Genomic DNA, 26,947 nt, shown 5'->3' with positions numbered 1-26,947 from the left:
CGCTACGGCTCAGCGACGCACCACGCCCGGGAGGACGCAGAGCATTTCATAGAGCAGGTTGGCGCCCAGCAACGAAGTGTTGCCGGTGGTGTCGTAGGGCGGTGAGACTTCGACCAGGTCGCAGCCGACCAGGTCCAGGCCCTGGCAGCCGCGGATGATTTCCATCGCCTGGATGGTGGTCAGGCCGCCGATTTCCGGGGTGCCGGTGCCGGGCGCCCAGGCCGGGTCGATGCCGTCGATGTCGAAGCTCAGGTAGACGGGGCCGCCGCCGACCTTCTCGCGGACCTCGGCCATCAGCGGCTCCAGCGACTTGTGCCAGCACTCCTCGGCCTGCACCACGCGGAAGCCCTGCTTGCGGCTCCAGTTGAAGTCCTCGGCGGTGTAGCCCTGGGCGCGCAGGCCGATCTGCACCACGCGGTCGCAATCCAGCAGGTCTTCTTCCACCGCGCGGCGGAAGGTGGTGCCGTGGGCGATCTTCTCGCCGAACATGTGGTCGTTGACGTCGGCGTGGGCGTCGATGTGGACCAGGCCGACCTTGCCGTGCTTCTTCTTGATCGCGCGGAGGATCGGCAGGGTGATGGTGTGGTCGCCGCCGAGGGTCAGCGGGAGGATGCCGTGACCGAGGATGCGGTCGTATTCCTGCTCGATGATGCGCACGGCTTCCAGCAGGTTGAAGGTGTTGATCGCGACGTCGCCGATGTCCGCCACGTTCAGCGAGTCGAAGGGGGCGGCGCCGGTGGCCATGTTGTAGGGACGGATCATCACCGATTCGGCGCGGATCTCGCGGGGGCCGAAGCGGGTACCGGAGCGCAGCGAGGTGCCGATGTCGAGGGGCACGCCGACGAAGGCGGCATCGAGGGCGTCGAGTTCGGCGGGGGACTGGACATGGGGCAGGCGCATCATGGTGGCGATGCCGCCGAAGCGGGGCATTTCATTGCCGCCCAGGGGCTGGTGGAGATTCTTGTCCACGGGGTGGCCTCACGGTCGTTGTGGTTGTTTTAGGGGTCGGACGGATTCTCTTCACAGCCGGTAGCGAGTCAAATCGCTGGCTACAAATAATCAGTTCAGAGATTTCTAAACTAACGGCGAAGCGGCTAGACTTCGCCGCCGAGCCCGGACGGCGGCCTTTGCCTCGGCCCGCAGTTCGAAATCCTCGCCCCGCAAACCGGAGTCGCCGTGTCCAACGCCTTGCCCGACCTGCGCCTGTTGCGCATCTTCGCCGCGGTGGTGCGCCACCAGGGCTTCGCCGCCGCCCAGCAGGAGTTGAACCTATCGACCTCGGCGATCAGCACCTACATGAGCCAACTGGAGAACCAGCTCGGCATCGTGCTCTGCCACCGTGGCCGCGGCGGCTTCAGCCTGACCAGCAAGGGCGAGCTGTTCCACCAGGAGACCCTGCGCATCCTCGGCGAACTGGAAGGCTTCGGACGCTACGCGCTGGCGTTGAAGGGCGAGCTGCGCGGCACCCTGAACCTCGGTGTGCTCGATTCCACGGTGAGCGACCCGGCGCTGCCGCTGGCCGAGGTGATCGGCGCCTTCAGCCGCGAACACCCGGCGGTGCACCTGCACCTGCTGGTGCAGAGCCCCTACGAACTGCAACTGAGCGTGCTGGAGAACCGCCAGGACCTGGCCATCGGCGCCTTTTCCAGTCGCATGAACGGACTGGTCTACCAGCCGCTGTACCGCGAACAGCACTGGCTGTACTGCAGCGACCGGCATCCGCTGTTCGACGGGCGGAGGATTCCCGCCGACCTGATCACCCAGCAACGCATGGTCGGCCGCGGCTACTGGAGCCAGGCCGAGCTGGCCCGGCACGGCTTCAAGCACAGCGCGGGGACGGTGGAGAGCATGGAGGCGCAACTGATCCTGATCCTGTCCGGCGGCTACATCGGCTACCTGCCGGAGCACTACGCCCACCCGTGGGTCGAGCAGGGCCGTCTGCGCGCCCTGCTGCCGGCGACCTTCGGCTACCAGGCGCCATTCTCCCTGATCCTCCGCCGCGGCCGCTCGCGCGAGCCGCTGATCCAGGCCTTCCGCGACCAGTTGCGGACGCAGATGAGCCTGGCCTGAGCCCTAGAGATCGGCGTTGAGGGTGCGCGAGAACTGCTGCACCGCCTCCACCACCTTGTGCGTGCTCTCGCGGATGCCGAGGATCGCCGTGCCGGCCTCGTTGGCCAGCTCCACGCCGCGCCGCGCCTGTTCCTGGCTGTGCTGCATGTCGTCGATGACGCTGCGGGTGCCGGTCTGGATGCGACCGATCATGTCGGCGATCTCCTTGGTCGACTTGCTGGTGCGCTCCGCCAGTTGCCGCACCTCGTCGGCCACCACGGCGAAGCCGCGACCCTGGTCGCCGGCGCGGGCGGCCTCGATGGCGGCATTGAGGGCGAGCAGGTTGGTCTGCTCGGCGATCTCGCGGATGGTGTTGACGATCGAGGTGATCTGTTGCGAGTGCTGTGACAGTTCGCCGATGTTCAGCGAGGAAGCATCCAGGGTATTCGCGATCTTGAGCATTTCCTCCACCGCGCTCTGGATGATCAGCGCGCCGTGTTCGGCGACGGTGCGGGTCTCGGTGGACAGGGTGTGGGCCTGGTGGGCGTTGTCCGCCTCGGCCTGGTAGCGGCGCATGCGGTCGCTGACGTCGCTGGCGAACTTGACCACCTTGAACAGCTTGCCGTCGGCGTCGTAGACCGGGTTGTAGCTGGCTTCCAGCCAGACCGGCTGGCCGTTGCGGTGGACCCGGCGGAACTGCCCGGTGACGTACTCGCCGCGATTCAGGCGGCGCCAGAGGTCGGCGTACTGCGGGCCGTCGCGGTAGCCCGGTTCGCAGAACTGGCGGTGGTTGGCGCTGGCCAGCTCGGCTCGGCCATAGCCCATGGTGGCGAGGAAGTTGTCGTTGGCCGCGAGGACATTGCCGTCGAGGTCGAACTCGATCATCGCCATCGAGCGGGACAGGGCATCCAGCTTGCTCTGCATCTCGTGTTCCTGGTGGACGATGGCATCGATGTCGCTGGCGTACTTGACCACCTTGAGCAGTCGACCCTGCTCGTCGCGTACGGGGTTGTAGGTGGCTTCCAGCCAGAGCGGCCGGCCCTCGCGGGTGAGGCGTTTGCAGCGGCCGGAAAAGTGTTCGCCGCGCCGCAGGCGTTCCCAGAAGCGCCGGTAGTCTTCCGATTGCGCGTAGGCGCCGTCGCAAAGCTGGCGATGCGGTTTGCCGAGGATCTCGTCGCGGCGGTAGCCCAGCAGGGTCAGGAAATTCTCATTGGCATCGGTGATGTTGCCGTCGGGGTCGAACTCCACGCGCGCCATGGAGCGGTCCAGCGCTGCCATGTGCAGGCGCTCGGCGGCGAGTTGCTGTTGCAAGTCGGCGTTCATCTGTCGGTACTTGCGAGTGAACATGAGAAACATCCTTGGATAGAGAGGGGCTCATCCCAGTCTTCGGCGCGGACGGACGGGAGTTGAGAGGGCGGGGCGATTGTATTTTTTCATCGAACGACAAAAATTCGTCGTTATTCTTAATGGGTTAAGAAAGTTACCGCCATTCGTCGGAAATATGACGTTTTTGCGAGCGAGAGAATGCCTCTCCGCCTGTGGCACACTGGGCCCCTTCCAGGAGTCGTCCCATGTCACGTATCCGCTGCGAGCGTTGCGCTCGCCCCGCCAGCCACTGCCTCTGCGCATTGATTCCCTCCTTGCCGTCGCGTACGCGGGTGCTGGTCCTGCAGCACCCCAGCGAGGTCGGGCACGCGCTGAATACCGCAGGGTTGGCCGTGCTCGGCTTGCGCAATGCGGAATTGCGGGTCGGCGAGCGTTTCGCCGAGGAGACCTGGCGGGTACCGGGCTACCGGGCCTGCCTGCTGTTTCCCGGCGAGCAGGCGCGAGCGCTGGCGGGGATGGCCGCCGAGGCCGCCGGCGAGCCCCTCCTGCTGGTGGTGCCGGACGGCACCTGGCGCAAGGCGCGCAAGCTGCTGCACCTGAACTCGGCCCTGGCGGCCCTGCCGCGGGTGAGCCTGGCCGAAGGCATGGCGTCGCGTTATCGCCTGCGCAAGGCGCCGGGAGAGGGCGCGCTGTCGACCATCGAGGCAATCGCCGCGGCGCTCGACGAACTGGAGGCGCCGCGTACCCACGAAGCCCTGCTGAAGCCATTCGATGCCCTGATCGAGGGGCAGATCGCGGCGATGGGCGAGGATACCTACCGGCGCAACCATCTCAGCCAGGAGCGCCGCCGCCGATAGCGGTCGAGCAGTTCCGGGATCGCCGTTTCGCGCCAGAACTCCGGGCTGACCATGCCGCTGGACATGCCGCCGTGGGCGTGGCGCGCGAGGTAGATCAGGGCATCGTATTCCAGCGGATGGCCGCTGAGGCGCTCGAAGGTCTCGCCGAGCAGGCGTTCCAGGGCCGCGGCGGAGGCCGGCCAGGGCGCGTCCGCCAGTTGCCCGGCCATTTCCTGCCAGAGGTAGGGGTCGCCACGGCCACCCCAGCGCGAGGGTTCCTGTTCGAAGAGTTCGGCGATGCGCAGTCTGGCCATGTCGGTCGGTCGTGTCTGTCGAAAGCGAAAAGTATGCCCGATTGGCGGGACCGCATGGTCGGAGTAGACTGCCGCGGTCTTTCCTTCCTTACGAGGTGTTCGTCCGATGCGCACTTGATGCTGCCGTGTCCGCACGGCCGGTTTTCCGTCCCTGGCCCGAGGGCCCGGGGGAATGCATGGCATCAAGGGGGTATCCATGACGAATACGTCGACCCTGACGCTCGATGGCGTCTCTTTCCAGCTGCCGGACGGCAGCCTTCTGTTTTCCGATCTCGACGAAACCTTCGACACCCGGCACACCGGGCTGGTGGGACGCAACGGCGTCGGCAAGTCGCTGCTCGCGCGCCTGCTCGCCGGACACTTGCAGCCGTCCAGCGGCAGCGTCCGGCGCCAGGGGCGCGTGCGCTACCTGGCGCAGCAGCTCGATCCGGCCGAGTATCCGACCGTCGCCGACCTGGCTGGCGTCCGCCCATGGCTGGAGGCGCTGGCGCGGATCGAGGCGGGTAGCCTCGACGACGCCGACTACGAATGCCTGGGCGAGCGCTGGGACATCCGCCAACGCCTGGCCGACGCCCTGGCCGCCGAGGGGCTCGGCCATCTCCGCGCGGATACCCCGAGCGAACGCCTGAGCGGCGGCGAATGCATGCGCGTAGCGCTGCTCGGCGCATTCCTCGACGACGCCGACTTCCTCATCCTCGACGAACCGAGCAACCCTCTCGACGGGCCGGCGCGCGCCTTGTTGCGGGCGCGGCTGGCGGCCTGGGACGGCGGCCTGCTGCTGGTCAGCCATGACCGCGAACTGCTCGAGGGCATGCAGCGGATCGTCGAGCTGTCGACCCTCGGCCTGCGCAGCTATGGCGGCGGCTATTCCTTCTACGCGCAGAGCCGGGAGGAGGCGCGCGAGGCCGCCGAGCGCCGCCTGGACCAGCGTCGTCTGGAGCGCAAGCGGCAGACCCTGGCCATGCGCGAACAGCAGCAGCGCCAGGAGCGGCGCCAGGCCAGCGGCCGGCGCGAAGGCAAGACGGCGAACCAGGCGAAGATCCTGCTCGGTGGGTTCAGGGAACGTAGCGAGGTCAGCGCCGGCAAGCTGCGCAATGCCCACCAGGCGGAGCGCGAGCGCCTCGACCGCGAGGTGCGCGAGGCTGCCCGGGAGGTCGAGGAGGCGTCGCCGCTGCTGCTCGATTCGCCCGATGCCGAACTGGCGGCGCAGCGCCGGATCGTCGAGTTGAAGGGCGCGGTCCTGCCGCATCTGCGCGGGCCGTTGCGCGAAATCGACCTGCTCCTGAGCGGTCCGCGACGGCTGGCGCTGGTCGGCCCGAACGGCAGCGGCAAGTCGACCCTGCTGCGGCTGCTGGCCGGGCAACGGGCGCCGCTGGCGGGAACCTGCGCGGTGACGGTGGGCGCCGCCTATCTCGACCAGCGGCTGAGCGTGCTGGACCACGGGCGAGGCGTGCTGGAGCAGTTGCTGGAGGTCAATCGCAGTCGCGGCGAAAGCTGGCTGCGCACGCGCCTGGCGCAACTCGGCTTGCCGGCCGAACGGCTCTCCCAGCCGTGCGCGACGCTGAGCGGCGGCGAACGCTTGAAGGCGGCCCTGGCCCTGGTGCTCTATGCCGACCGGCCGGCGCAGTTGCTATTGCTCGACGAGCCGGACAACCACCTCGACCTGGCTGCGCGGCAGGCCCTGGAAAGCATGCTCGGGCAGTTCCGTGGGGCCTTGCTGGTGGTGTCCCACGACCCGGTGTTTCTCCGCCACCTGGCGCTGGACGGCGAACTGCGGGCTACTGCCGCGGGTTGGCGCCTGGAGGACCGATGAGCTGGCCATCCGCCGCGATCTGCAGGAGGCTGACTCCGCCGTGGCTGAAACCGATGGCGAGGAGTTTGTCGCTGACTGCCAGGCACAGCGGTATGGCGTCTGCCGTGCGGTAGCGCCAGCGACATTCGCCGCTGGCGAGGTCGCGTACCTCGACCTGACCATCGACCAGCGCCAGTGCGATCCATTGTCCGCCGGGGAACGGCGCGAAGGCGCTGACCTGGGCGGACAGGGTCGCGCCCCAGAGCGTGCCGCGGCTCTCCAGGTCGTAGCAGGTCAGGCGCTGGGTACCGTAGGCGTGATGCGGCGAGTTGTAGACCTTGGCGTTGAGCAGCAGGCGATTGCCCAGCAGGCAGCCGTGCAGGTTGTTGAAGTGCTCCGGGTGGCGCTCCAGGCGTAGCACTTCGCGGGTCTTGAAGGTCTGCGGGTCGAGGCGGAACAGGCCCTTGTCCTGGTGCTGCTCCGGCGGATTGCCGGCCAGGTAGAAGAAGGCTTCGCCACGGTCGATGCGCAGATGGTGGTTGAACAGGTCGTAGTGTCCGAGACGGCGCCTGTGGACGATCCGGCCGGCCGGGTCGAGCACGAGGTCTTCCAGGTCTTTGCCCTCGAGGGCGATCTGGCGGGCGAGAAAACCGCCTTGGGCGGATTGCGCCAGCAGATGGCGGCAGTCGCTCAGGAGCAGCGGTTGTCCCGGCGTTAGCGGCACCTTGAACAGTCGCTGGGCGGCATACCCGAGTTGCAGATTGACCAGCAGGCTGTCGTCCGTGGCGTTATGGAAGACCTGCAGGCACTGGCCCCGTTCGGCCAGTTCGAAGCTGCGCAGGCTGTCGTCGGCCAGATTCCAGAGCTCGAGCCGGGGGCTGGCGCGGGCGATGGCCAGGCGTTGTCCGTCGAGAAAGCACAGGTCCCATACCGGTGGACGATGCAGGAACCGCCGATCTTTGCCCAGGGCGAGGTTTTCCAGGATCGGCAGCGCTGCTTCGCGTTGTGTCGAGGCAGGGTAGAGGGCCCAGTCGAAGGGCAGGCGGGTGCCGGGCAGGTCGTCCAGCACCAGTGGGGCGTCGACCGGAAAGGCTAGCGAATGGCGCTGGCGGAACAACGGTCGGTCCTCCAGGTCGTCGCTGGGGGCGACGGTGAAGGTCAGGCGCCGGCCGTCGTCCTCGAAGTCGCAGGCGAGCACTTCGCGGTTGTCGGCGAGCAGCGATTGGATCTTGCCGCTCGCGTAGTCCCAGGCCAGCAGACCGCCTTCGAAGAAGGCGCCGCCGTCGTAGCGTCCGCCGCCGATCACCAGTACGGGCCGGCTCGGGTGCCAGGCGATGGCGTTGAGCGGAAAGCCCAGGTCCGGCAGGACGGCGATGCATTCGAGGTCGCCGCCGCGGTACAGGCGCAGGCTCTGTTCGTAGACGTCGAGCTGTCGGCCCGGGTGTTGCCCATGAAAGGCGCTGGCCACCGCGAGGAGCGCGCCGCCGGGAGCCTGAAACACGGCGTAGGGCTCGCCGATGTCGGCGAAGGCGCAAGCGGGCAGCCTGCGGCCGGAAGGAAGCGGGGAGCTGGGCATGGGCGATACCGGGAGAATAGAGTCGGGCGCAGTGTCGTTCATTCGTCGTTTCGGGAAAAGCATGAGAAGCGCGGCTGTTCCGACCGGTCGTTTTCTTCTAGGATGGCGCTCCCTTCCTCCCTCGTCGTCGCCGCTGTGCACCGTCCATGCGTTGATTCGCGCCACGGGCATCCAGGCGACGAACCTCAGCGTGGCGCCCGGCCTGGCGGTCGCGGCTGCCTTTCGTTCTACCTGGAATCTTTCGGATAAAGGAATCCAGCATGCACATTCGCAAGCGCGTCGACGCCGACAACACGGCATTGGTCGACCTGTGGGAACGTTCCGTCCGCGCGACCCACGACTTTCTCAGTGAAGCGGACATCGTCGAGCTTTACCCACAGGTCCGCGACCTGTACCTGCCGGCCGTCGAGGTCTGGGTGCTGGTCGACGACGACGGCGTGGCCCAGGGCTTCATTGGCCTGAACCAGGCGCATGTCGAGATGCTCTTCGTCGAACCCGGGCTGCGCGGCCGGGGTATCGGCCGACGCCTGCTCGATCATGCGCGGGCGACCTGGCCGCGCCTGAGCGTCGATGTCAACGAGCAGAACCCGCAGGCCTGCGGTTTCTATCGACACTATGGGTTCCGCCAGACCGGCCGCTCCGCGACCGACTCGGCGGGGCGGCCGTTCCCGCTGCTGCACATGAGCCTCTAGGAGGGCGCGGCACCTCGCCACGTGGGGCGAGGTGCCGCGCAACATCCGGAAAAGTTTTCCCCGGCCAGATGCTTTCAACTGCAAGCATCCGTTTGAGACAGGTCAAACGTTGCGGCGCAGGCCTGCCCGATAGTTCTGTTCATCAGAACGAGGCGCAGGAATCCCATGAACGGCATCCCACCCCTGTCTTCCCGCGACGCCCATGCCAGCCCGCCGCAACGGGTGCTGGAACGATTGCACAGCTCCGCCGCCGGCCTGGACGCGGACGAGGCCGCCCGCCGCCTGGCGGCGCACGGCTACAACCGGTTGCCCGCGCCGAAACGCCAGGGGCCGCTGCTGCGCTTGCTGCGGCAGTTCCACAACGTCCTGCTGTACATGATGCTGTTCGCCTCGCTGGTCACCGCGCTGCTCGGCTTCTGGGTGGACAGTGCGGTAATCCTCCTGGCGGTGGTGGTCAACGCGCTGATCGGTTTCGTCCAGGAGGGCAAGGCGGCCAACGCGCTGGACGCCATCCGCGACATGCTTTCGCTGCATGCCCTGGTCCTGCGCGACGGCCAGCGCCAGGCGCTGGACGCCGAACGCCTGGTACCGGGCGACGTGGTGCTGCTGGCCTCCGGCGACCGGGTGCCGGCCGACCTGCGGCTGTTCGAAACGAAGAACTTCCATGTCGACGAGTCGGCCCTGACCGGCGAGTCGGTGCCGGTGGAGAAGGGCTGCGTCGCGGTGGCCATCGACGCGCTGCTCGGCGACCGCCGTTGCATGGCCTATTCCGGCACCCTGGTGACCAGCGGCCAGGCGCGCGGAGTGGTGGTCGCCACCGCCGGGGATACCGAACTGGGCCGGATCGGTACGCTGTTGCGCGAAGTCCGCACCCTGGCCACTCCGCTGCTGCGACAGATCGCCAGCTTCAGTCGCTGGCTGGCCCTGGCGATCCTGCTGCTGGCCGGCGCCACTTTCGTCCTCGGCACCCTCTGGCAGGGCCAGCCGATGGTGGACATGTTCATGCTGGTGGTGGCGCTGACCGCCTCGGCGATTCCCGAGGGACTGCCGGCGATCATGACGGTGATCCTCGCCCTCGGCGTACAGCGCATGGCCCGGCGCAACGCCATCGTCAGCCGCCTGCCGGCGGTGGAGACGCTGGGTTCGGTGACGGTGATCTGCTCGGACAAGACCGGCACCCTGACCCGCAACGAGATGACCGTGCAGCGTATCGTCACCGCCGACCAGGTGATCGAGGTCAGCGGCGCCGGCTACGCTCCGCTGGGTGGTTTCAGCCACAACGGCGAAGGCCTCGATCCCGCCGGACGCGACGATCTGCAGGAGATCGGTCGTGCGGCGCTGTTGTGCAACGAGGCGCGCCTGCACCAGGAGGGCGAGGCATGGCAACTGGAGGGCGACCCCACCGAAGGCGCGCTGCTCAGCCTCGGCCTCAAGCTGGGCCTCGATCCGCAGGCGCTGGCGGCGGAACGGCCACGCAGCGATGCGATTCCGTTCGAGTCCGAGCATCGCTTCATGGCCACCCTGCACCACGACCACGCGGGCCAGGCGATGGTCTACCTGAAGGGCGCGCCGGAGCGCATCCTCGACATGTGCGAGGCTGAACGGGTGGGCGACTCGGTGCGGCCGCTGGACCCGGATTACTGGCGGCGCCTGGCCACCGACACCGCCGCTCGCGGCCTGCGCCTGCTGGCCATCGCCCGACGGGCGATGCCGGCGGAGCAGCGCACGCTGGATTTCGCCGACGTGGAACATGGCTTCACCCTGCTGGCCCTGGTGGGCATCATCGATCCGCCGCGCGAGGAGGCCGTGGCCGCGGTCGCCGAATGCCAGGCGGCGGGTATCGCGGTGAAGATGATCACTGGTGACCACGTCGACACCGCGCGGGCGATCGGCGCCATGCTCGGGATCGGCATCGACCGGCCGGCGCTGACCGGCGCGGAGATCGAACTGCTCGACGACCAGCGCCTGCGCGAAGTGCTGCCGAGCGTCGATGTGTTCGCCCGCGCCAGCCCCGAGCACAAGCTGCGCCTGGTGCAGGCCCTGCAGGCCAGCGGCGAGGTGGTGGCGATGACCGGCGACGGGGTCAACGATGCGCCGGCGCTGAAGCGCGCCGACGTCGGCGTAGCGATGGGCAACAAGGGCACCGAGGCGGCCAAGGAGGCGGCCGAGGTGGTCCTCGCCGACGACAATTTCGCCACCATCGCCAATGCCGTGCGCGAGGGAAGGGCGGTCTACGACAACCTGAAGAAATTCATCCTCTTCATGCTGCCGACCAACGGTGGCGAGGCGCTGATCGTGATCGCCGCGATCCTGTTCCAGTTGACCCTGCCGATGACGCCGGCGCAGATCCTCTGGATCAACATGGTCACCTCCAGCACCCTGGGCCTGGCGCTGGCCTTCGATCCGGCCGAGCGCGGCCTGATGCAGCGTCCGCCGCGCCCGCCGGCGGAGCCCCTGTTGTCGCTGTTCTTCGTCTGGCGGGTGCTGCTGGTCTCGCTGCTGATGATGGCGGGCGCCCTGGGCCTGTTCCTCTGGGAGCTGGAGCATGGCACCGGGCTGGAGCGCGCGCGGACCATGGCGGTGAACAGCGTGGTGGTGTGCGAGATGTTCTACCTGCTCAACAGCCGGCATATCTACGATTCGGTGCTCAGCCGCGAGGGCCTGTTCGGCAACCGCCAGGTCTTGCTGGCGATCGCCGCCTGCGTGGTGCTGCAACTGCTCTATACCTACGCGCCGCCGTTGCAGGCGCTGTTCGGCTCGGTCGGCCTGGCCCCGGGCGAGTGGGCGCGGGTGCTGCTGGCCGGGCTTGGCCTGTTCTGCGTCGCCGAACTGGAAAAGTGGCTATGTCGCCGGGTTCGTGCCCGGCAGGCCTGATGCCGCGAGGTCGCCCCTTTGGCCACGGCGCTGTGCCTTTGCCCGTGCGCCGCGCACCGACGACTGCGCCTCGGATCGCCCGGCCGAGAGCGGTCGCACGCGTGGCGATGGGCCGACAGTGAACCCGGGGACCAGGCGTGACTGGGTATTCAGTTCGCATAAAATGTGATCTAGATCACATTTAAACGTTTGCTTACCCTCTAGGACGGGTATCGTACTAGGTGCATCAAACGCCGCGGTCTATTGTTAAGTGGGACTGAAATGTGCCTTTCCGGCACAACGCCAACTCTATAGAGTGGGCTGACTGGACATCTTCAGGGGTCGTCGGGCACGGGCGCATGCGCCTCGGCAGGAAGCCGGGATTCTCGGACTGCCGTACAACGTGCCGGATATCGGGTGCCGAATCCATATTTGGCTGATTGTTTAATAGTTTAAGAAGAACGTAGCGCTATGGCCTTGGTTGACGGTTTTCTTGAGCTGGAACGCTCAAGTGGAAAATTGGAGTGGAGCGCCATCCTGCAGAAGATGGCGAGCGACCTTGGATTCTCGAAGATCCTCTTCGGCCTGTTGCCTAAGGATGGTCTGAAGTAGCCATGCATTTCCGGCTGACTTCAGCCTCCGCCGATTTTGAAAGCGGCAAACCGATCAAAAACGATCAGATAACCAGCTCATTTCGGTGTTTCTAGCCGCCGAGAACACCTCGCGGCGGCCATTTCCTGCATTACAGGCGCACCTCTCCTGCATTGGTCAGCAAATGTCGGCGTGCCATCCACAGGTTCGACAACGCGAACAGCGTCACCAGTTGCGCAGTATTCTTGGCCAAGCCACGGAAGCGCGTCTTCACATAACCGAACTGCCGCTTGATCACCCTAAACGGGTGCTCAACCTTGGCCCGTACCTGAGCCTTGGCTTTCTCGATCTTGCGTCTGGCTTTGTACAGCGCGCTGCTCTTGCCCAGCTTTTTGTAAGTGCTGCGCCGTGCTGCCACCTGCCAAATCACTTCGCGGCCATCATGCTCGGCACGCTTCTCGACGCCGGTATAACCCGCATCGGCGCAGACCACGTTTTCCTCGCCATGCAGCAACTTGTCGACCTGGGTGACGTCCGCCACGTTAGCCGCCGTACCTACCACGCTATGCACCAGGCCCGATTCGTCATCGACGCCGATGTGGGCCTTCATGCCAAAGTAATACTGGTTGCCCTTCTTGGTCTGGTGCATCTCTGGGTCGCGCTTGCCGTCTTTGTTCTTGGTCGAACTCGGCGCATTGATCAGCGTGGCATCGACGATGGTGCCTTGGCGCAGCGACAGGCCACGGTCACCCAGGTAGCCATTGATCACGGCCAGGATGCCAGCAGCCAGTTCGTGTTTCTCCAGCAGGCGACGGAAGTTGAGGATGGTGGTTTCGTCGGGGATACGCTCCAGGCTCAGCCCCGCGAACTGCCGCAGGATGGTGGTCTCGTACAGTGCCTCCTCCATCGCTGGATCGCTATAACCGAACCAGTTTTGCATTAGATGAACCCGCAGCATTGCCATCAACGGGTACGCCGGACGGCCACCTTCACCCTTGGGGTAATGCGGCTCGATCAGGGCAATCAACCCCTTCCACGGCACCACCCGATCCATCTCGATCAGGAACAGCTCTTTGCGGGTCTGCTTGCGCTTGCCGGCGTACTCGGCATCGGCGAAGGTCATCTGCTTCATCAGAAAACTCGGTGGGTGGCGTTCGGCTATTTTGCCAAAATCAGAAAGTCTTTTTCAGACTGTCCCTAAGGACAGCCAGGACTACGAGAACGCCTTCATCGTCGGCAACTACCCGGCCGCCTGGCGCGAGCATTACGACCGGGCTGGCTACGCGCGGGTCGACCCGACGGTCAGTCACTGTACCCAGAGCGTACTGCCGATTTTCTGGGAACCGTCCATCTACCAGACGCGAAAGCAGCACGAGTTCTTCGAGGAAGCCTCGGCCGCCGGCCTGGTGTATGGGCTGACCATGCCGCTGCATGGTGCTCGCGGCGAACTCGGCGCGCTGAGCCTCAGCGTGGAAGCGGAAAACCGGGCCGAGGCCAACCGTTTCATGGAGTCGGTCCTGCCGACCCTGTGGATGCTCAAGGACTACGCACTGCAGAGCGGTGCCGGACTGGCCTTCGAACATCCGGTCAGCAAACCGGTGGTTCTGACCAGCCGGGAGAAGGAAGTGTTGCAGTGGTGCGCCATCGGCAAGACCAGTTGGGAGATATCGGTTATCTGCAACTGCTCGGAAGCCAATGTGAACTTCCATATGGGAAACATTCGGCGGAAGTTCGGTGTGACCTCCCGCCGCGTAGCGGCCATTATGGCCGTTAATTTGGGTCTTATTACTCTCTGATCTTGCCTCTCAGGTCGGCGAGCTGGCGATCGGTAATTTGCCCTTCTATATAGAAATGCAAAAGCAGATATATAGGGAAGGGCAGGTTCTCGCCATTCTCGAAACGACTGCCGCAGGATTGGCTTATCCCGAAGCGGCTCCAGAAAGTTTCCTGGCTTTCCCGTCGGGCGGTGCGGGTGGCCTTTGCCCGGAAGGCCATGTTTTGGGGCTGTGTTCTCTCGTGTGAAGCCATTGCTCTGATCTTTTCGGACGTTTCTTCGAGCCTAGCAAGGGTCCGGGTTCACCGAAATCTATCTCATTTGCTAGTTATAAAATTATGAAATTTGCATAAATTCTTCAGCTTCCTATTTGGAGGAAGTGAAGATGATCGTACAAATTGGTCGGCGCGAAGAGTTCGATAAAAAACTGCTGGGCGAGATGCACAAGTTGCGTGCTCAAGTGTTCAAGGAGCGCAAAGGCTGGGACGTTAGTGTCATCGACGAGATGGAAATCGATGGTTATGACGCACTCAGCCCTTATTACATGTTGATCCAGGAAGATACTCCTGAAGCCCAGGTTTTCGGTTGCTGGCGAATTCTCGATACCACTGGCCCCTACATGCTGAAGAACACCTTCCCGGAGCTTCTGCACGGCAAGGAAGCGCCTTGCTCGCCGCACATCTGGGAACTCAGCCGTTTCGCCATCAACTCTGGACAGAAAGGCTCGCTGGGCTTTTCCGACTGTACGCTGGAGGCGATGCGCGCGCTGGCCCGCTACAGCCTGCAGAACGACATCCAGACGCTGGTGACGGTAACCACCGTAGGCGTGGAGAAGATGATGATCCGTGCCGGCCTGGACGTATCGCGCTTCGGTCCGCACCTGAAGATCGGCATCGAGCGCGCGGTGGCCTTGCGCATCGAACTCAATGCCAAGACCCAGATCGCGCTTTACGGGGGAGTGCTGGTGGAACAGCGACTGGCGGTTTCATGACGGGGACCTGTCGGCTCGCGCCGGCGCGTTCTCTGTCGGAGAGGGAGCGCCTGGCGTCGATGCCGAATCCGCTGTAAAGCGAGTCCGACCCGCTCCGGACTCGCTATCAGGCATCCCCGGACCAGGGCGCCGGGCTGCCGAACAGGCGTCCCATGGCGCCACGCAAGCCCATTTCCCGCAGTACTTCGAGTTCACCGTGGGTTTCCACCTGTTCCGCGATCAACGGTAGATCGATGCTGTGGGTGGTGCGATAGACCGCTTCGATGAACAACCGCTTGTCGCCTTCCCGGTCGACGGCATGCAGGTAGCAGCCGTCCAGCTTGAGGTAGGCCAGCCCCAGATGGGTAAGGTTGCCGATCAGGCTGAAGCGACCGCCGAAATGCTGCAGGCCGAGACCGCAGCCCAGTTCGCGCAGGACCTGGCTGAGGCGCTCCAGTTCGGCCGCGGCTGGCAGGTGCCGCTCGTCCAGTTCCAGGGTCAGCTGGCGCGCCTCCTGCGGATGCGCCTTGAGCAGGGCCAGTAGTGGGGCGAACGCCTGCGCATTGCGGACGCTGGCGGCCGACAGGCTCAGCGCCAGCGGCCGTGGATGGCGCCGCAGGTGCTCCAGGCTCTGTTCGAGCATCGCCAGGTCCAGGCGCGCGGCCCAGCCGAAACGTTCTATCCAGGGCAGGAAGCGCCCGGCGGCGATGGCCGTGGCCTGCGGGTCGAGCAGGCGCGCGAGGACCTTGTGGTGGAGGACGCGCTGGGTGTCCAGGCAGTCCACCACCGGCTGGAAATAGAGCAGCAGGCGGCGCTCCGTCAGGGCCTGGTCGATCCAGTCGTGCCAGTCCTGGCTATCGTTGAGCGCCGCGAGCGCGGTGCCGTCCTGGCTCGCCCAGGGCTGGGCGGGCTGGCTTTCGGCCTGGGCCAGGGCCTGGTCGGCACGGGCCAGGAGATCCGCGGGCGAGTCGCCTTCGGCGAACGCGCTGATACCGAGATAGGCGACCGGCGTGAGATCGCTGGCACCGGTGCGGGCAAGGTTCTCCAGGCCTTCGCAGAGTTCCTCGGCCAGGCGTTCGGCTTGCTCGCGGGAGCAACCGGGAGACAGCACGGCGAACTCGCCGCCACGGCTGCGGGCCAGCAGCCAGTCGGCGCGCCCTTGCTGGCCGCAGGAGTCGACCAGCAAGCGGGCGACCGCCTGGATCAGTTCATCCGTGCGCTGCCCGCCGAGACGCTGGTTCAGCCCGTTCAGGTCGTTCAGGCGCAGCAGCAGGAGCTGCCCGGCATGCTCGTGCTCGCCGGCACCCAGCTGTTCGTTGAGGCGGGCGTCGAACAGGCGCCGGTTGGGCAGGCCGGTGAGACTGTCCTGGTAGGCCTGGGCGCGTAGCTTGTCGCTACGCGCGGCCTCCTCGGCGAACAGCGTGCGAAGTTTCTCCACCATCTGGTTCATCGCCTGCACCACGCGGCGCAGCTCCGGCGTGCGCGGCAGCCTGGGCAGGCTGAGGAATTCCCGCCGGCTGATGGCATGGGCCTGGCGCACCATCTGGTCGAGCGGGCGCAGTTGGCGGCGCAGCAGCCAGCCGCCAAGCAGCAGGCTCACCGCGCCGCAGGCCAGCAACCAGTAGAGGCTGCCCAGGGCGCTGTCCCACAGGCGCGCCAGGGCGAATTGCGGATGGCTGACCACCTCGACCCGCGCCGCCTGTTCCCAGCCGCGCATGATCAGCGCGTCGCCACCCTGGGGCTGGAGATCCACCAGGCGCGCGAACCAGCCTGGCACCGTGCGCTCGTCATGCGCCTGCACGCGCTCGACCAGCGGCTTGCCGCTCTTGATGTCGATCACCCGGATGCTGGCGAAGTAGCCGCTGTCGAAGATCGAGCTGACCATCAGTTGCACCATCGCCGGGTCGTCCACGTGCGGCGTCAGGGACAGGCCGAGGGCGGTGGCGGCGTCCTGGGCGTGGGAGCGCAACTGGCCGCGCAACTGCTCGCGGGAGTTCTCCACGCTGCTGACGAAGCTGCCGCTGAAGGCGACGACGAGGAACAGGCAGATGGCGAGGAACAATTGCTTGAGCAGTGACATTCAATCCTCCTTGGGTGCGTCGAGGTCGAGGCCTTCGGCGCGCATCTTGGTCAGCAGGTCCTGCCAGCGCGACAGCTTCTTGCTGTCGCCGGTCCGGCGTCCGCCGTCGGCGCCGGGCAGCCAGAGGCCCTCGGCATTGAAGGCGTACACCGGCAACAGGTCGTCGCGTTGCGAAGCGGGGCGGATCTCGCCGATCAGGTTGTCCAGCACCAGTGGGTCGGCGCCCGGGCTGGCGTACCAGGTCAGCACCATGTGCGCCTGGTTCAGGCGCAGGGCCTTGACGTAGGTGATGCGCAGCTTGTCGCTGGCGACGCCGAGGCGACGCAGGGTCACGTACTTGGCGATGGCGTAGTCCTCGCAGTCGGCGGCGCCCTTGACCAGCGCCTCGACCGGAGTCGCCCAGTAGTCTTCCTGCTGCCAGATTTCGATGTCGTCGGTGAAGCGTAGCGACTGGTTGAAGAAGTCGTTGACCGCGCGCAGCTTGGCCGCTTCGTCGAGCGTGCCGCCCTGTTCGAGCAGGCGGCCCCAGTCGCCCAGGCGTGATTTCGCCGCGCCCAGCTCGCCGTAGCGCTGCTCGGCACGGCTCAGTATCGACTCCAGGTCCCACTGCGCCAGCGCCGCGCCGACTGCCAGCAGCAATGTCGCCGCCAGCGACAGCAGCCAGGGGGCGTAGGCCCTGGGGCAGGGCCGGCGGGCGCCGGGGGGTGGGGACATCGAGCGGGCTCCGGAAGGACTCAGCGAAGTCTACGAGAGCGCCGGGCGGCCTGCCAGCGCGGGGTGTCCGGCGAAACTGACAGGATTGTCATTCAGGGGTCAGGGTGGGGTCCCGCTGCGCTGCTTATAAAGAAGAACGAAGTCGGCCGCGCGAGGCCGGCGACTGGGAAAGGTGGACAGATGCAGGCGTTGCGCAGTGGTGGGGGGCGGGTCCTGGTGGGCGTGCTGGCGGCGGGCCTGGTCGCCTTCGGCGGTTGGGCATGGCTCGGCGGCGACGCCGGGGCGAAGGCGGCGCCCGCGCCGGCCAGGGTCCCGGTGAACGTGGCGCGGGTGGAGCGGCGCGACGTCGAGCAACAGGTCAGCGGCATCGGCACGGTGACTTCGTTGCACAACGTGGTGATCCGCACCCAGATCGACGGCCAGTTGACCCGCCTGCTGGTGAGCGAAGGGCAGATGGTCGAGGCGGGCGAGTTGCTGGCGACCATCGATGACCGCGCCGTCGTCGCCGCGCTGGAGCAGGCTCAGGCCTCCAGGGCAAGCAACCAGGCCCAGCTGAAATCCGCCGAGCAGGACCTGCAACGCTACCGCAGCCTGTATGCCGAGCGTGCGGTGTCACGCCAACTGCTGGACCAGCAGCAGGCGACGGTCGACCAGTTGCGCGCGACCCTGAAGGCCAACGATGCCACCATCAACGCCGAGCGGGTGCGCCTGTCCTACACCCGGATCACCTCGCCGGTATCCGGCAAGGTCGGTATCCGCAACGTCGATGTCGGCAACCTGGTGCGGGTCGGCGACAGTCTCGGCCTGTTCAGCGTGACCCAGATCGCACCGATCTCCGTAGTCTTCTCCCTGCAACAGGAACAGTTGCCCCAGTTGCAGGCGCTGCTCGGCGGCGAGGCGGCGGTGCGCGCCTACAGCCGCGACGGCGGGAGCGCGCTGGGCGAGGGCCGGTTGCTGACCATCGACAACCAGATCGACAGTTCCACCGGCACCATCCGCGTGCGCGCCTCCTTCGATAACCGCCAGGCCCGGCTCTGGCCCGGGCAGTTCGTCGCGGTGAGCCTGCACACTGGGGTCCGGCGCGACCAGTTGGTGCTGTCGAGCAAGGCGGTGCGCCGCGGCCTGGAGGGCAATTTCGTCTACCGGGTCGCCGCCGACCGGGTCGAGGCGGTGCCGGTGCGGGTGCTCCAGGACATCGACGGCCTCAGTGTGGTGGAAGGCCTGGCCAGCGGTGACCAGGTGGTGGTGGACGGCCACTCGCGGCTGATGCCCGGCGCCCTGGTCGATATCCAGGAGCCGCGCCCGAGCCTGGCTCAGGCCACGGAGCGGCAGCCGTGACGCCGCGCGCCGGGATTTCCGGCTGGTGCGTACGGCACCCGATCGCCACCGCGCTGCTGACCCTGGCCTCGCTGCTGCTGGGGCTGCTGGCGTTCCTCCGGCTCGGCGTGGCGCCGTTGCCGGAGGCGGATTTCCCGACCATCCAGATCAACGCCTTGCTGCCCGGCGGTAGCCCGGAAACCATGGCCTCGTCGGTGGCCACCCCCTTGGAAGTGCAGTTCAGCGCGATTCCCGGGATCACCGAGATGACCTCCAGCAGCGCCCTGGGCACCACCACCCTGACCCTGCAGTTCAGCCTCGACAAGAGCATCGACGTCGCCGCCCAGGAGGTCCAGGCGGCGATCAACGCCGCGGCCGGGCGGCTGCCGGTGGACATGCCGAACCTGCCGACCTGGCGCAAGGTCAACCCGGCGGACAGCCCGATCATGATCCTGCGGGTCAACTCGGAGATGATGCCGCTGATCGAACTCAGCGATTACGCCGAGACCATCCTCGCCCGCCAGCTCAGCCAGGTGAACGGCGTGGGGCAGATCTTCGTGGTCGGCCAGCAGCGCCCGGCGATCCGCATCCAGGCCCAGCCGGAGAAGCTCGCCGCCTACCAGTTGACCCTGGCCGACCTGCGCCAGTCGTTGCAGTCGGCCAGCGTCAACCTGGCCAAGGGCGCGCTCTACGGCGAGGGGCGGGTGTCGACCCTCGCGGCCAACGACCAGTTGTTCAACGCCAGCGACTATGACGACCTGGTGGTCGCCTACCGCCAGGGCGCGCCGGTGTTCCTCAAGGACGTGGCGCGGATCGTCTCGGCGCCCGAGGACGACTACGTGCAGGCCTGGCCGAACGGGGTGCCCGGGGTGGCGCTGGTGATCCTGCGCCAGCCTGGGGCGAACATCGTCGATACCGCCGACGCGATCCAGGCCGCGCTGCCACGCCTGCGCGAGATGCTCCCGGCGACCATCGAGGTAGACGTGCTCAACGACCGCACCCGGACCATCCGCTCGTCGCTGCACGAGGTCGAACTGACCCTGCTGCTGACCATTGGCCTGGTGGTGCTGGTGATGGGCCTGTTCCTCCGCCAGCTGTCGGCGACCCTGATCGTCGCCACGGTGCTGGCGGTGTCCCTGAGCGCCAGCTTCGCGGCGATGTACGTGCTCGGCTTCACCCTCAACAACCTGACCCTGGTGGCGCTGATCATCGCCGTCGGCTTCATCGTCGACGACGCCATCGTGGTCGTGGAGAACATCCACCGACACCTGGAAGCGGGCGCCTCGAAGGTCGAGGCGGCGCTCAAGGGCGCGGCGGAGATCGGCTTTACCGTGATTTCCATCAGCTTCTCGCTGATCGCCGCGTTCATTCCCCTGCTGTTCATGGGCGGGATCGTCGGCCGGCTGTTCCGCGAATTCGCGGTCAGCGTGACGGTGGCGATCCTGATTTCGGTGGTCGCTTCGCTGACCCTGGCGCCGATGCTGGCTTCGCGCTTCATGCCGGCATTGCGGCATGCCGAAGCGCCGAGAAAGGGCTTCGCCGAATGGCTGACCGGCGGCTACGAACGCGGCCTGCGCTGGGCGCTCGGGCACCAGCGGCTGATGCTGGTCGGCTTCGCCTTTACCGTGCTGGTGGCGGTGGCCGGCTACGTCGGGATTCCCAAGGGTTTCTTCCCCTTGCAGGACACCGCCTTCGTCTTCGGCACGAGCCAGGCTGCCGAGGATATCTCCTACGACGACATGGTCGCCAAGCACCGGCAACTGGCCGAGATCATCGCCAGCGACCCGGCGGTGCAGAGCTACAACCATGCGGTGGGCGTCACCGGCGGTAGCCAGAGCCTGGCCAACGGACGTTTCTGGATCGTCCTCAAGGACCGTGGCGAGCGCGATGTCTCGGTCGGTGAGTTCATCGACCGGCTGCGCCCGCAACTGGCCAAGGTGCCGGGAATCATGCTCTACCTGCGCGCGGCGCAGGACATCAACCTCAGTTCCGGACCCTCGCGGACCCAATACCAGTACGCCCTGCGCAGCAGCGACAGCACCCAGCTGGCGCTCTGGGCGCAACGCCTCACCGAGCGCCTGAAGCAGGTGCCGGGGCTGATGGATGTGTCCAACGACCTGCAGGTCGGCGCCAGCGTCACCGCGCTGGACATCGACCGGGTGGCCGCGGCGCGTTTCGGCCTCAGCGCCGAGGATGTCAGCCAGACCCTCTACGACGCCTTCGGCCAGCGCCAGGTCGGCGAGTACCAGACCGAGGTCAACCAGTACAAGGTGGTCCTCGAACTCGATGCGCGCCAGCGCGGCCGCGCGGAAAGCCTGGACTGGTTCTACCTGCGCTCGCCGCTGAGCGGCGAGATGGTCCCGCTGTCGGCCATCGCCAAGGTCGCGGCGCCGCGCTCCGGGCCGCTGCAGATCAACCACAACGGCATGTTCCCGGCGGTCAACCTGTCCTTCAACCTGGCTGCCGGGGTGTCCCTCGGCGAGGCGGTGCAGGCGGTGCAGCGCGCCCAGGAGGAGATCGGCATGCCCTCGACCATTATCGGCGTGTTCCAGGGCGCGGCGCAGGCCTTCCAGAGCTCGCTGGCCTCGCAACCGCTGCTGATCCTCGCCGCGCTGATCGCGGTGTACATCATCCTCGGCGTGCTCTACGAGAGTTTCGTGCATCCGCTGACGATCCTTTCGACCCTGCCCTCGGCGGGGATCGGCGCGGTGTTCCTGCTCTGGGCCTGGGGCCAGGACTTCTCGATCATGGCGCTGATCGGCATCGTGCTGCTGATCGGTATCGTCAAGAAGAACGGCATCCTCATGGTCGACTTCGCCATCGTCGCCCAGCGCGAGCAGGGAATGAGCGCGGAGCAGGCGATCTACCAGGCCTGCCTGACCCGTTTCCGGCCGATCATGATGACCACCCTGGCCGCGCTGCTGGGCGCGATACCCCTGATGATCGGCTTCGGCACCGGTTCCGAGCTGCGCCAGCCTCTGGGCATCGCGGTGGTCGGCGGGCTGCTGGTGAGCCAGGTGTTGACCCTGTTCAGCACGCCGGTGGTATACCTGGCCCTGGAGCGGCTGTTCCACCGGCGCGGGGCGACGACCTCGGACGGCGGAACCGCTGGGGCGACGGCGTCATGAGGCGTAACGGACGCGGCTTTCCTGGACGGCGGCGCGTGGCTAGGATGCAGGCAGGCATGCGTCCCGCCCGGGATGCGAAGGCGAACAGAGGATCGGGCGATAGATGCGGGTACTGATTGTCGAGGACGAGGCGAAGACGGCGGACTACCTGAACCGTGGCCTCAGTGAACAGGGGTTCACCGTGGACCTGGCGGACAACGGCATCGACGGTCGCCACCTGGCGCTCCATGGCGAGTACGACGTGATCGTGCTCGACGTGATGCTGCCGGGCGTCGACGGCTACGGCGTTCTGCGGGCGTTGCGCGAGCGGCGGCAGACCCCGGTGATCATGCTCACCGCGCGCGAGCGCGTGGAAGACCGGGTGCGCGGGCTGCGCGAGGGCGCCGACGACTACCTGATCAAGCCGTTCTCCTTCCTCGAACTGGTCGCCCGCCTGCAGGCCCTGACCCGGCGCGGCGGCAACCATGAAAGCCATTCGCAGATGCGCATCGCCGACCTGTCCATCGACCTGCTCAGCCGCAAGGTCTTCCGTGGCAACACCCGTCTGGAACTGACTGCCAAGGAGTACGCGCTGCTCTGCGTGCTGGCCCAGCGCAGCGGCGAGATCCTGTCGAAGACGGCGATCGCCGAATTGGTCTGGGACATCAACTTCGATACCGATACCAATGTCGTGGAGGTGGCGATCAAGCGCCTGCGCGCCAAGCTCGACGGTCCGTTCGAGAACAAGCTGCTGCATACCATCCGGGGCATGGGCTACGTCCTGGAGAACCGTGCGCTGGCGGAGTCGGGCTGAGGTGGGCATGTCCTTGTCGACCCGCCTGGCGGGAATGTTCGCCGGCGCCGCGGTGGTGATCTTCGCCCTCATCGGCACCATGCTCTATTGCATCCTCGACCGCCAGACCGAGCGCCTGCAGCAGGGCGAGGTGGACGTGCGCTTCAACATGGTCTCGCGGATGCTCGACCACCCCGACCTGGCCGAACGCTGGCCGCACCTGCAGGGCAAGCTGGACAACCTGAGCCAGGAGTACGAGCTGATTCGTTTCTGGATCGACAGCGACGACCCGCGCTATCACTACGGGCGCTTCAGCGAACCGGTGCAGCGGCTGATCGCCGATGGCGCCGGCCGCTACGAACTGGAGTTGCCGGAGCACCGGTACGCGCTGACTGCGCGGGTCGGCGTGTTGCCGGCGCGCGAGGGGCGGCCGCGGCTGACCTACGTCACCGCCATCGACAGCGCGGCGTTCCACGAGGCGCGGACCTCCACCCTGAAATGGCTGCTCGGCCTGTCCGCCCTCGGTGTGCTGCTGGCCTCGTTGCTGGGCCACTGGATCGCCCGCCTGGGCCTGTGGCCGGTGCATCGGCTCTCCGAGGAGGCCCGGCGGATCAGCCCGCGGCAGTTGTCGCAGCGCTTGCAGCTCTCGCCGCTGCCGGCCGAGCTGCGCGAACTGGTGGGAGCGTTCAACGGCGCCCTGGACCGCCTGGAGCAGGCCTACGTGCGCCTGGAGTCGTTCAATGCCGACGTCGCCCACGAGCTGCGCACGCCATTGACCAACCTGATCGGCCAGACCCAGGTGGCGTTGTCCCGCGAACGCAGCGGCGAACATTACGAAGAGGTCCTGCAATCCAACCTGGAGGAGCTGGAGCGGCTGCGGGCGATCGTCAACGACATGTTGTTCCTCGCCCGCGCCGACCAGGGACGCTTGGCCTGCGAGCGCGAGGAAACCTCGCTGGCCGGCGAGATCGCCACCACGGTAGATTTCCTCGAGGTGATCTTCGACGAGGCCGGGGTCGGTATCGAGGTGCGCGGCGAGGCCCGCGCGCTGGTCGAGCGCGCCCTGTTCCAGCGGGCGGTGACCAACCTGCTGTACAACGCTGCCCAGCACACCGCCGCCGGCGGCACGCTGCGGGTCGGCGTCGAGCGGCGTGGCGACGAAGTGCGGGTGGCGGTGAGCAACCCCGGCGTGCCGATCGCCGACGAGCACCGCAGGCACCTGTTCGAGCGCTTCTATCGGGTCGACGCGGCGCGCAGCAACAGCGAGGCCAACCACGGCCTCGGCCTGTCCATCGTCAAGGCGGTGGCGAGCATGCACGGCGGTTCGGTGTTCGTCGACAGCGCGGACGGCTGGAACACCTTCGGCTTCACCGTGCTGAGCCCCGAGCGGCGCGGGCCCGGCGACCGCTTGCCGCTGGGCGAGGGCGATCCGGCGCTGTCCTGAGCGGGCCCTCAGGCGTCGTGCGGCGGGCGGGTCTTCTGGCGGAGGATATAGATGCTGACCAGTACCGCGCTGGTCAGCATGAAGCCCTGGGCCCAGGGGCGTCGGACCAGGTAGCAGGAAAGGGCGATGCTGGCCCACATCAGGCCGATGGCGTAGACCTTGCCCTTGAGCGGGATGCCTTCGCCGTCGAGATAGTCGCGGATCCACGGGCCGAGCCGTGGATGGCCGACCAGCCAGTGGTAGAAGCGCGGCGAGCTGCGCATGAAACAGGCCGCCGCGAGGAGCAGGAAAGGCGTGGTCGGCAGCACCGGCAGGAAGATGCCGATCACGCCCAGGGCTACGCTTAGGAAACCCACGGCCTGGAGGCTATAGCGCACCCAGGCACGAGCGCTCGGGCGAATTTCCCGCTGCGCCACCGCGGCGCTCCTTAGTGCGTGCGCGGCTTGAGCAGGGCGGGCTTTTCTTCCGGCGCCTGGCAGAGCAGGAACAGGTTGGTCAGCAGGTCGGGAATCTGCGCGACCATGTCGTCCACCAGGTGGCGGTCGCGGGCGATCTCGTCGAACTCGGGCTGCTCGTCGAACAGGCCGGAGCCGACCATGATCGGCAGCAGCAACTCGCTGACTTCCTCCTCGGCCTGCTCGAACCAGACTTCCTCGCGAAGGAACACGCCTTCCATGAAGCCGATGCACCAGCCGCGCAGGTCGGAGTCGTCCGGCTCGTCGCCGAGGTCGAGGTCGCAGGGCAGCTCGAGGTCTTCGTCGCTGGCCAGCACGCGGGTGATGTGCGCCTTGAGCTGCTCGAGGGAAGTCTCGATCTCCTGGCGCTCCTCATCGCTGCGGTAGTGCGGCGGTTCGGCGAACAGGGCGTCGATCCACTCCCGCTCCGGCACCTGCTCCGGGCAGATGGAGAGGGCGGTCAGGTAGCCGTGGGTCGCCACGTAGTCCAGCGCTTCTTCGTGCAGGTCATCGGCATCGAGGAAGGCTTGCAGACGGGACAGTTTTTCGGCGAAGGACATCAGGGTACTACCTCGGGAGGGATGCGGCTCTGGATTGTAGTCCAGACGGGACCTGCGGGCAAAGCGAGCGTGCCTGCTGCGGCGCCCTGGCGAGCGTTTCACGGAGGCTCTCGGCGAAGTTGGCCCGGACCTTGCTCCATCCCTTGCGCAAGCCACGACGCAATCCCTTCGCAAATGGAGAATTCCCATGGCCGTCGCCCCTGGTGTGTTGTTGCCGCCGACGCCTGATGTAAAGCCCAAGGCCGCTGCGCCGAAGAGCCAGCAGAAAACGCCTGAGCCCAGTAACGACAAGACTTCCAGCTTCTCCGACATGTATGCCAAGGAGACCGCGAAGAAGCCCGCCGAGCGCGCCGACGGTCCCTCCAAGGGTTCGCGGGACAAGCCGCGGGACGCCGGCAAGGAGGCTGCCGAGGCGCAGCCGACGGATGCCGCCGGGCAACCGGCCGTTGCCGAAGACGGCAAGCCTTTGCCGGCCGACGGCCAGGCCAAGGCCGACGGCGAAGATAAAGTCGAAACGCCGGTCGATCCGCTGCAACTGCTCGGCCTCGGCGGCGCCGTGCCGATGCTCGACGAGAATACCCAGGCGACTTTGCTGCCGCCGGCCGTGCCGACGGCTAGCAGTGCTCCGGCCAGCCTGACCGAAGCCAGCAGCGACCCGACCCTGGTCAAGCTCAACGGCGTTCCGGCAGTGAACATGGCCTTGGAGCAGGGTGCCCAGGACGCCGCGCAGGCGGCGAAAGGCGGGCCGGCGAAGAGCGCCGATCCGCGCCAGGCGAACCTCGGCGATGCCCTTGCCAGCCTGACTTCCGACTCCTTGCCCAAGGCCGTCGACGGCAAGGCGCTCGAGGCCCAGTTGCAGCAGACCGCCGAGCCGGCCATCGCCAGCGCCGCCTCCGAGAGCCTGCTGGAGAGCAAGGCGGAGCCGCGCGGCGAGCCTTTCGCGGCCAAGCTCAACGGGCTGACCCAGGCCATGGCGCAGCAGGCCCTGACCAACCGTCCGGTGAACGGTACGGTGCCCGGCCAGCCGGTGGCGATACAGCAGAACGGCTGGAGCGAGGCGGTGGTGGACCGGGTGATGTGGATGTCCAGCCAGAACCTGAAGTCGGCGGAGATCCAGCTCGACCCGGCCGAGCTGGGACGCCTGGACGTGCGCATCCACATGACCGCCGACCAGACCCAGGTGACCTTCGCCAGCCCCAACGCCGGCGTTCGCGACGCCCTGGAAAGCCAGATGCACCGGCTGCGCGACATGTTCAGCCAGCAGGGCATGAACCAGCTCGACGTGAACGTCTCCGACCAGTCGCTGGCGCGGGGCTGGCAGGGCCAGCAGCAGGGCGAGGGCGGATCGGCGCGCGGACGCGGCTTTGCCGGCGAGGCCTCGGGCGATGAGGAAACCCTTGCCGGAGTCAGCGAGATCCGCAGCCGGCCGGGTTCCTCGGCGGCGCGCGGTCTGGTCGACTACTACGCCTGAGGCGAACGACTGCATTTCCCCTTTGGGCCTCCTGCGGGAGGCCTTTCTTTTTCCGGAGCGGGCGATTTCGCAAAAGACGGGGATGATTTCCTGTGGCCAGGCTGTAATATCCGCGCCGTCTATCATCTCGGACAGCATTCCGGGGCTGGCCCCAGGGGGCGGGGCGGCGTTGCAGAAATGGCACAACCCTTGCTCTGCCCCTGTGAAACCCTTCATTTGACGCTATAGCGACG

General features: G+C 66.8%; 21 protein-coding genes and 2 pseudogenes. 13 read left to right on the top strand and 10 right to left on the bottom strand.

The window, feature by feature from the left end:
- Positions 1-9 precede the first annotated feature (9 nt).
- Positions 10-969, bottom strand: a complete 960-nt coding sequence (gene speB / locus M6E97_RS15900; protein WP_003087022.1) for an agmatinase — start codon at positions 967-969, stop codon at positions 10-12.
- 207 nt (positions 970-1,176) lie between these two features.
- Here speB and M6E97_RS15895 point away from each other — a divergent pair, with 207 nt between their 5' ends.
- Positions 1,177-2,070 carry a LysR family transcriptional regulator gene (locus M6E97_RS15895; RefSeq protein WP_003087025.1) on the top strand — a complete coding sequence of 298 codons (894 nt, stop codon included), beginning with the start codon at positions 1,177-1,179 and terminating at the stop codon, positions 2,068-2,070.
- 3 nt (positions 2,071-2,073) lie between these two features.
- Here the strand turns inward: M6E97_RS15895 and bdlA are convergent, their stop codons facing one another.
- Positions 2,074-3,327, bottom strand: coding sequence for a biofilm dispersion protein BdlA (gene bdlA, locus M6E97_RS15890; RefSeq protein WP_073647509.1), 1,254 nt, complete (start codon positions 3,325-3,327; stop codon positions 2,074-2,076).
- A gap of 293 nt (positions 3,328-3,620) precedes the next feature.
- On the opposite strand from bdlA, the gene M6E97_RS15885 reads away from it, so the two are divergent.
- Positions 3,621-4,232, top strand: a complete 612-nt coding sequence (locus M6E97_RS15885; protein WP_033938823.1) for a tRNA-uridine aminocarboxypropyltransferase — start codon at positions 3,621-3,623, stop codon at positions 4,230-4,232.
- Here M6E97_RS15885 and M6E97_RS15880 read toward each other — a convergent pair.
- Entirely contained in the window at positions 4,190-4,525 is a 336-nt protein-coding gene (locus M6E97_RS15880; RefSeq protein WP_033938822.1) for a hypothetical protein, read from the bottom strand. The genes M6E97_RS15885 and M6E97_RS15880 overlap by 43 nt on opposite strands.
- A 196-nt stretch (positions 4,526-4,721) precedes the next feature.
- Between M6E97_RS15880 and M6E97_RS15875 the strand changes: the two genes are divergently transcribed.
- The gene (locus tag M6E97_RS15875) at positions 4,722-6,338 is read left to right on the top strand and encodes an ATP-binding cassette domain-containing protein (protein WP_079381500.1); all 1,617 of its coding nucleotides are present in this window, start codon (positions 4,722-4,724) and stop codon (positions 6,336-6,338) included.
- Here M6E97_RS15875 and M6E97_RS15870 read toward each other — a convergent pair.
- On the bottom strand, positions 6,304-7,893 hold the full coding sequence (locus M6E97_RS15870) for an antimicrobial peptide ABC transporter ATPase (protein ID WP_033938820.1): 1,590 nt from the start codon (positions 7,891-7,893) through the stop codon (positions 6,304-6,306). The two genes, M6E97_RS15875 and M6E97_RS15870, sit on opposite strands and share 35 nt — an antisense overlap.
- A 260-nt stretch (positions 7,894-8,153) precedes the next feature.
- On the opposite strand from M6E97_RS15870, the gene M6E97_RS15865 reads away from it, so the two are divergent.
- The 3 genes and pseudogenes from M6E97_RS15865 to M6E97_RS15855 form a co-directional block, all read left to right on the top strand.
- A complete protein-coding gene (locus tag M6E97_RS15865) occupies positions 8,154-8,585 on the top strand; it encodes an acetyltransferase (RefSeq protein ID WP_003082981.1) in 432 nt (143 codons plus the stop codon).
- Between the two features lie 165 nt (positions 8,586-8,750).
- Complete coding sequence (locus M6E97_RS15860; protein WP_033938819.1) at positions 8,751-11,459, top strand: cation-transporting P-type ATPase; 2,709 nt, start codon at positions 8,751-8,753, stop codon at positions 11,457-11,459.
- Between the two features lie 450 nt (positions 11,460-11,909).
- Positions 11,910-12,038: pseudogene (locus M6E97_RS15855) on the top strand (LuxR family transcriptional regulator); the annotation flags it as partial.
- A 142-nt stretch (positions 12,039-12,180) separates the two neighbouring features.
- Here the strand turns inward: M6E97_RS15855 and M6E97_RS15850 are convergent.
- Positions 12,181-13,161, bottom strand: a complete 981-nt coding sequence (locus M6E97_RS15850) for an IS5-like element ISPst7 family transposase (protein WP_014595514.1) — start codon at positions 13,159-13,161, stop codon at positions 12,181-12,183.
- Between the two features lie 49 nt (positions 13,162-13,210).
- On the opposite strand from M6E97_RS15850, the pseudogene lasR reads away from it, so the two are divergent.
- Positions 13,211-13,825, top strand: a pseudogene (gene lasR, locus M6E97_RS15845) (transcriptional regulator LasR); the annotation flags it as partial.
- On the opposite strand, the gene rsaL reads toward lasR, so the two are convergent.
- Positions 13,815-14,057, bottom strand: a complete 243-nt coding sequence (gene rsaL, locus M6E97_RS15840; protein ID WP_003083010.1) for a quorum-sensing transcriptional regulator RsaL — start codon at positions 14,055-14,057, stop codon at positions 13,815-13,817. The pseudogene lasR and the gene rsaL sit on opposite strands and share 11 nt — an antisense overlap.
- A gap of 131 nt (positions 14,058-14,188) precedes the next feature.
- Here rsaL and lasI point away from each other — a divergent pair, with 131 nt between their 5' ends.
- Positions 14,189-14,794, top strand: coding sequence for an acyl-homoserine-lactone synthase LasI (lasI, locus tag M6E97_RS15835; RefSeq protein WP_003083017.1), 606 nt, complete (start codon positions 14,189-14,191; stop codon positions 14,792-14,794).
- Positions 14,795-14,900: 106 nt separating this feature from the next.
- On the opposite strand, the gene lapD is transcribed toward lasI, so the two are convergent.
- Both lapD and lapG read right to left on the bottom strand, forming a co-directional pair.
- Entirely contained in the window at positions 14,901-16,853 is a 1,953-nt protein-coding gene (gene lapD / locus M6E97_RS15830) for a cyclic di-GMP receptor LapD (RefSeq protein ID WP_033938818.1), read from the bottom strand.
- On the bottom strand, positions 16,854-17,567 hold the full coding sequence (gene lapG / locus M6E97_RS15825) for a cysteine protease LapG (RefSeq protein WP_003140286.1): 714 nt from the start codon (positions 17,565-17,567) through the stop codon (positions 16,854-16,856). It lies immediately after the preceding gene.
- A 180-nt stretch (positions 17,568-17,747) separates the two neighbouring features.
- Here lapG and mexM point away from each other — a divergent pair, with 180 nt between their 5' ends.
- The 4 genes from mexM (at position 17,748) to M6E97_RS15805 (ending at position 24,228) form a co-directional block, all read left to right on the top strand.
- Positions 17,748-18,905 (top strand): multidrug efflux RND transporter periplasmic adaptor subunit MexM, encoded by a 1,158-nt coding sequence (gene mexM, locus M6E97_RS15820; protein WP_003122947.1) that lies wholly within the window; start codon positions 17,748-17,750, stop codon positions 18,903-18,905.
- Positions 18,902-22,012: a multidrug efflux RND transporter permease subunit MexN gene (gene mexN, locus M6E97_RS15815; RefSeq protein ID WP_003109919.1), complete on the top strand. Its 3,111-nt coding sequence runs from the start codon at positions 18,902-18,904 to the stop codon at positions 22,010-22,012. The genes mexM and mexN overlap by 4 nt, the downstream gene beginning before the upstream one ends.
- A gap of 103 nt (positions 22,013-22,115) precedes the next feature.
- Positions 22,116-22,805, top strand: coding sequence for a heavy metal response regulator transcription factor (locus tag M6E97_RS15810; RefSeq protein ID WP_003083028.1), 690 nt, complete (start codon positions 22,116-22,118; stop codon positions 22,803-22,805).
- Positions 22,783-24,228: a sensor histidine kinase gene (locus M6E97_RS15805; RefSeq protein ID WP_003083034.1), complete on the top strand. Its 1,446-nt coding sequence runs from the start codon at positions 22,783-22,785 to the stop codon at positions 24,226-24,228. The genes M6E97_RS15810 and M6E97_RS15805 overlap by 23 nt, the downstream gene beginning before the upstream one ends.
- A gap of 8 nt (positions 24,229-24,236) precedes the next feature.
- On the opposite strand, the gene M6E97_RS15800 is transcribed toward M6E97_RS15805, so the two are convergent.
- Complete coding sequence (locus M6E97_RS15800; protein ID WP_003087079.1) at positions 24,237-24,644, bottom strand: YbaN family protein; 408 nt, start codon at positions 24,642-24,644, stop codon at positions 24,237-24,239.
- Positions 24,645-24,655: 11 nt separating this feature from the next.
- Positions 24,656-25,243, bottom strand: a complete 588-nt coding sequence (locus M6E97_RS15795) for a YecA family protein (protein WP_003083037.1) — start codon at positions 25,241-25,243, stop codon at positions 24,656-24,658.
- 187 nt (positions 25,244-25,430) lie between these two features.
- On the opposite strand from M6E97_RS15795, the gene M6E97_RS15790 reads away from it, so the two are divergent.
- A complete protein-coding gene (locus M6E97_RS15790) occupies positions 25,431-26,714 on the top strand; it encodes a flagellar hook-length control protein FliK (RefSeq protein WP_033939376.1) in 1,284 nt (427 codons plus the stop codon).
- Positions 26,715-26,947 lie beyond the last annotated feature (233 nt).

The organism is Pseudomonas sp. B111 (assembly GCF_026428275.1).
Lineage (GTDB): Bacteria > Pseudomonadota > Gammaproteobacteria > Pseudomonadales > Pseudomonadaceae > Pseudomonas > Pseudomonas aeruginosa.
This window is presented reverse-complemented; position numbering and strand designations above follow the sequence as displayed.

Coding starts and splice junctions, on each gene's coding strand:
- M6E97_RS15810 (WP_003083028.1), top strand. CDS start 22,116: ATGCGGGTACTGATTGTCGAGGACGAGGCGAAGACGGCGGACTACCTG.
- M6E97_RS15850 (WP_014595514.1), bottom strand. CDS start 13,161: ATGAAGCAGATGACCTTCGCCGATGCCGAGTACGCCGGCAAGCGCAAG.
- lasI (WP_003083017.1), top strand. CDS start 14,189: ATGATCGTACAAATTGGTCGGCGCGAAGAGTTCGATAAAAAACTGCTG.
- M6E97_RS15885 (WP_033938823.1), top strand. CDS start 3,621: ATGTCACGTATCCGCTGCGAGCGTTGCGCTCGCCCCGCCAGCCACTGC.
- M6E97_RS15860 (WP_033938819.1), top strand. CDS start 8,751: ATGAACGGCATCCCACCCCTGTCTTCCCGCGACGCCCATGCCAGCCCG.
- M6E97_RS15790 (WP_033939376.1), top strand. CDS start 25,431: ATGGCCGTCGCCCCTGGTGTGTTGTTGCCGCCGACGCCTGATGTAAAG.
- M6E97_RS15865 (WP_003082981.1), top strand. CDS start 8,154: ATGCACATTCGCAAGCGCGTCGACGCCGACAACACGGCATTGGTCGAC.
- M6E97_RS15880 (WP_033938822.1), bottom strand. CDS start 4,525: ATGGCCAGACTGCGCATCGCCGAACTCTTCGAACAGGAACCCTCGCGC.
- lapD (WP_033938818.1), bottom strand. CDS start 16,853: ATGTCACTGCTCAAGCAATTGTTCCTCGCCATCTGCCTGTTCCTCGTC.
- lapG (WP_003140286.1), bottom strand. CDS start 17,567: ATGTCCCCACCCCCCGGCGCCCGCCGGCCCTGCCCCAGGGCCTACGCC.
- rsaL (WP_003083010.1), bottom strand. CDS start 14,057: ATGGCTTCACACGAGAGAACACAGCCCCAAAACATGGCCTTCCGGGCA.
- M6E97_RS15870 (WP_033938820.1), bottom strand. CDS start 7,893: ATGCCCAGCTCCCCGCTTCCTTCCGGCCGCAGGCTGCCCGCTTGCGCC.
- bdlA (WP_073647509.1), bottom strand. CDS start 3,327: ATGGCAGCGCTGGACCGCTCCATGGCGCGCGTGGAGTTCGACCCCGAC.
- M6E97_RS15795 (WP_003083037.1), bottom strand. CDS start 25,243: ATGTCCTTCGCCGAAAAACTGTCCCGTCTGCAAGCCTTCCTCGATGCC.
- M6E97_RS15875 (WP_079381500.1), top strand. CDS start 4,722: ATGACGAATACGTCGACCCTGACGCTCGATGGCGTCTCTTTCCAGCTG.
- mexM (WP_003122947.1), top strand. CDS start 17,748: ATGCAGGCGTTGCGCAGTGGTGGGGGGCGGGTCCTGGTGGGCGTGCTG.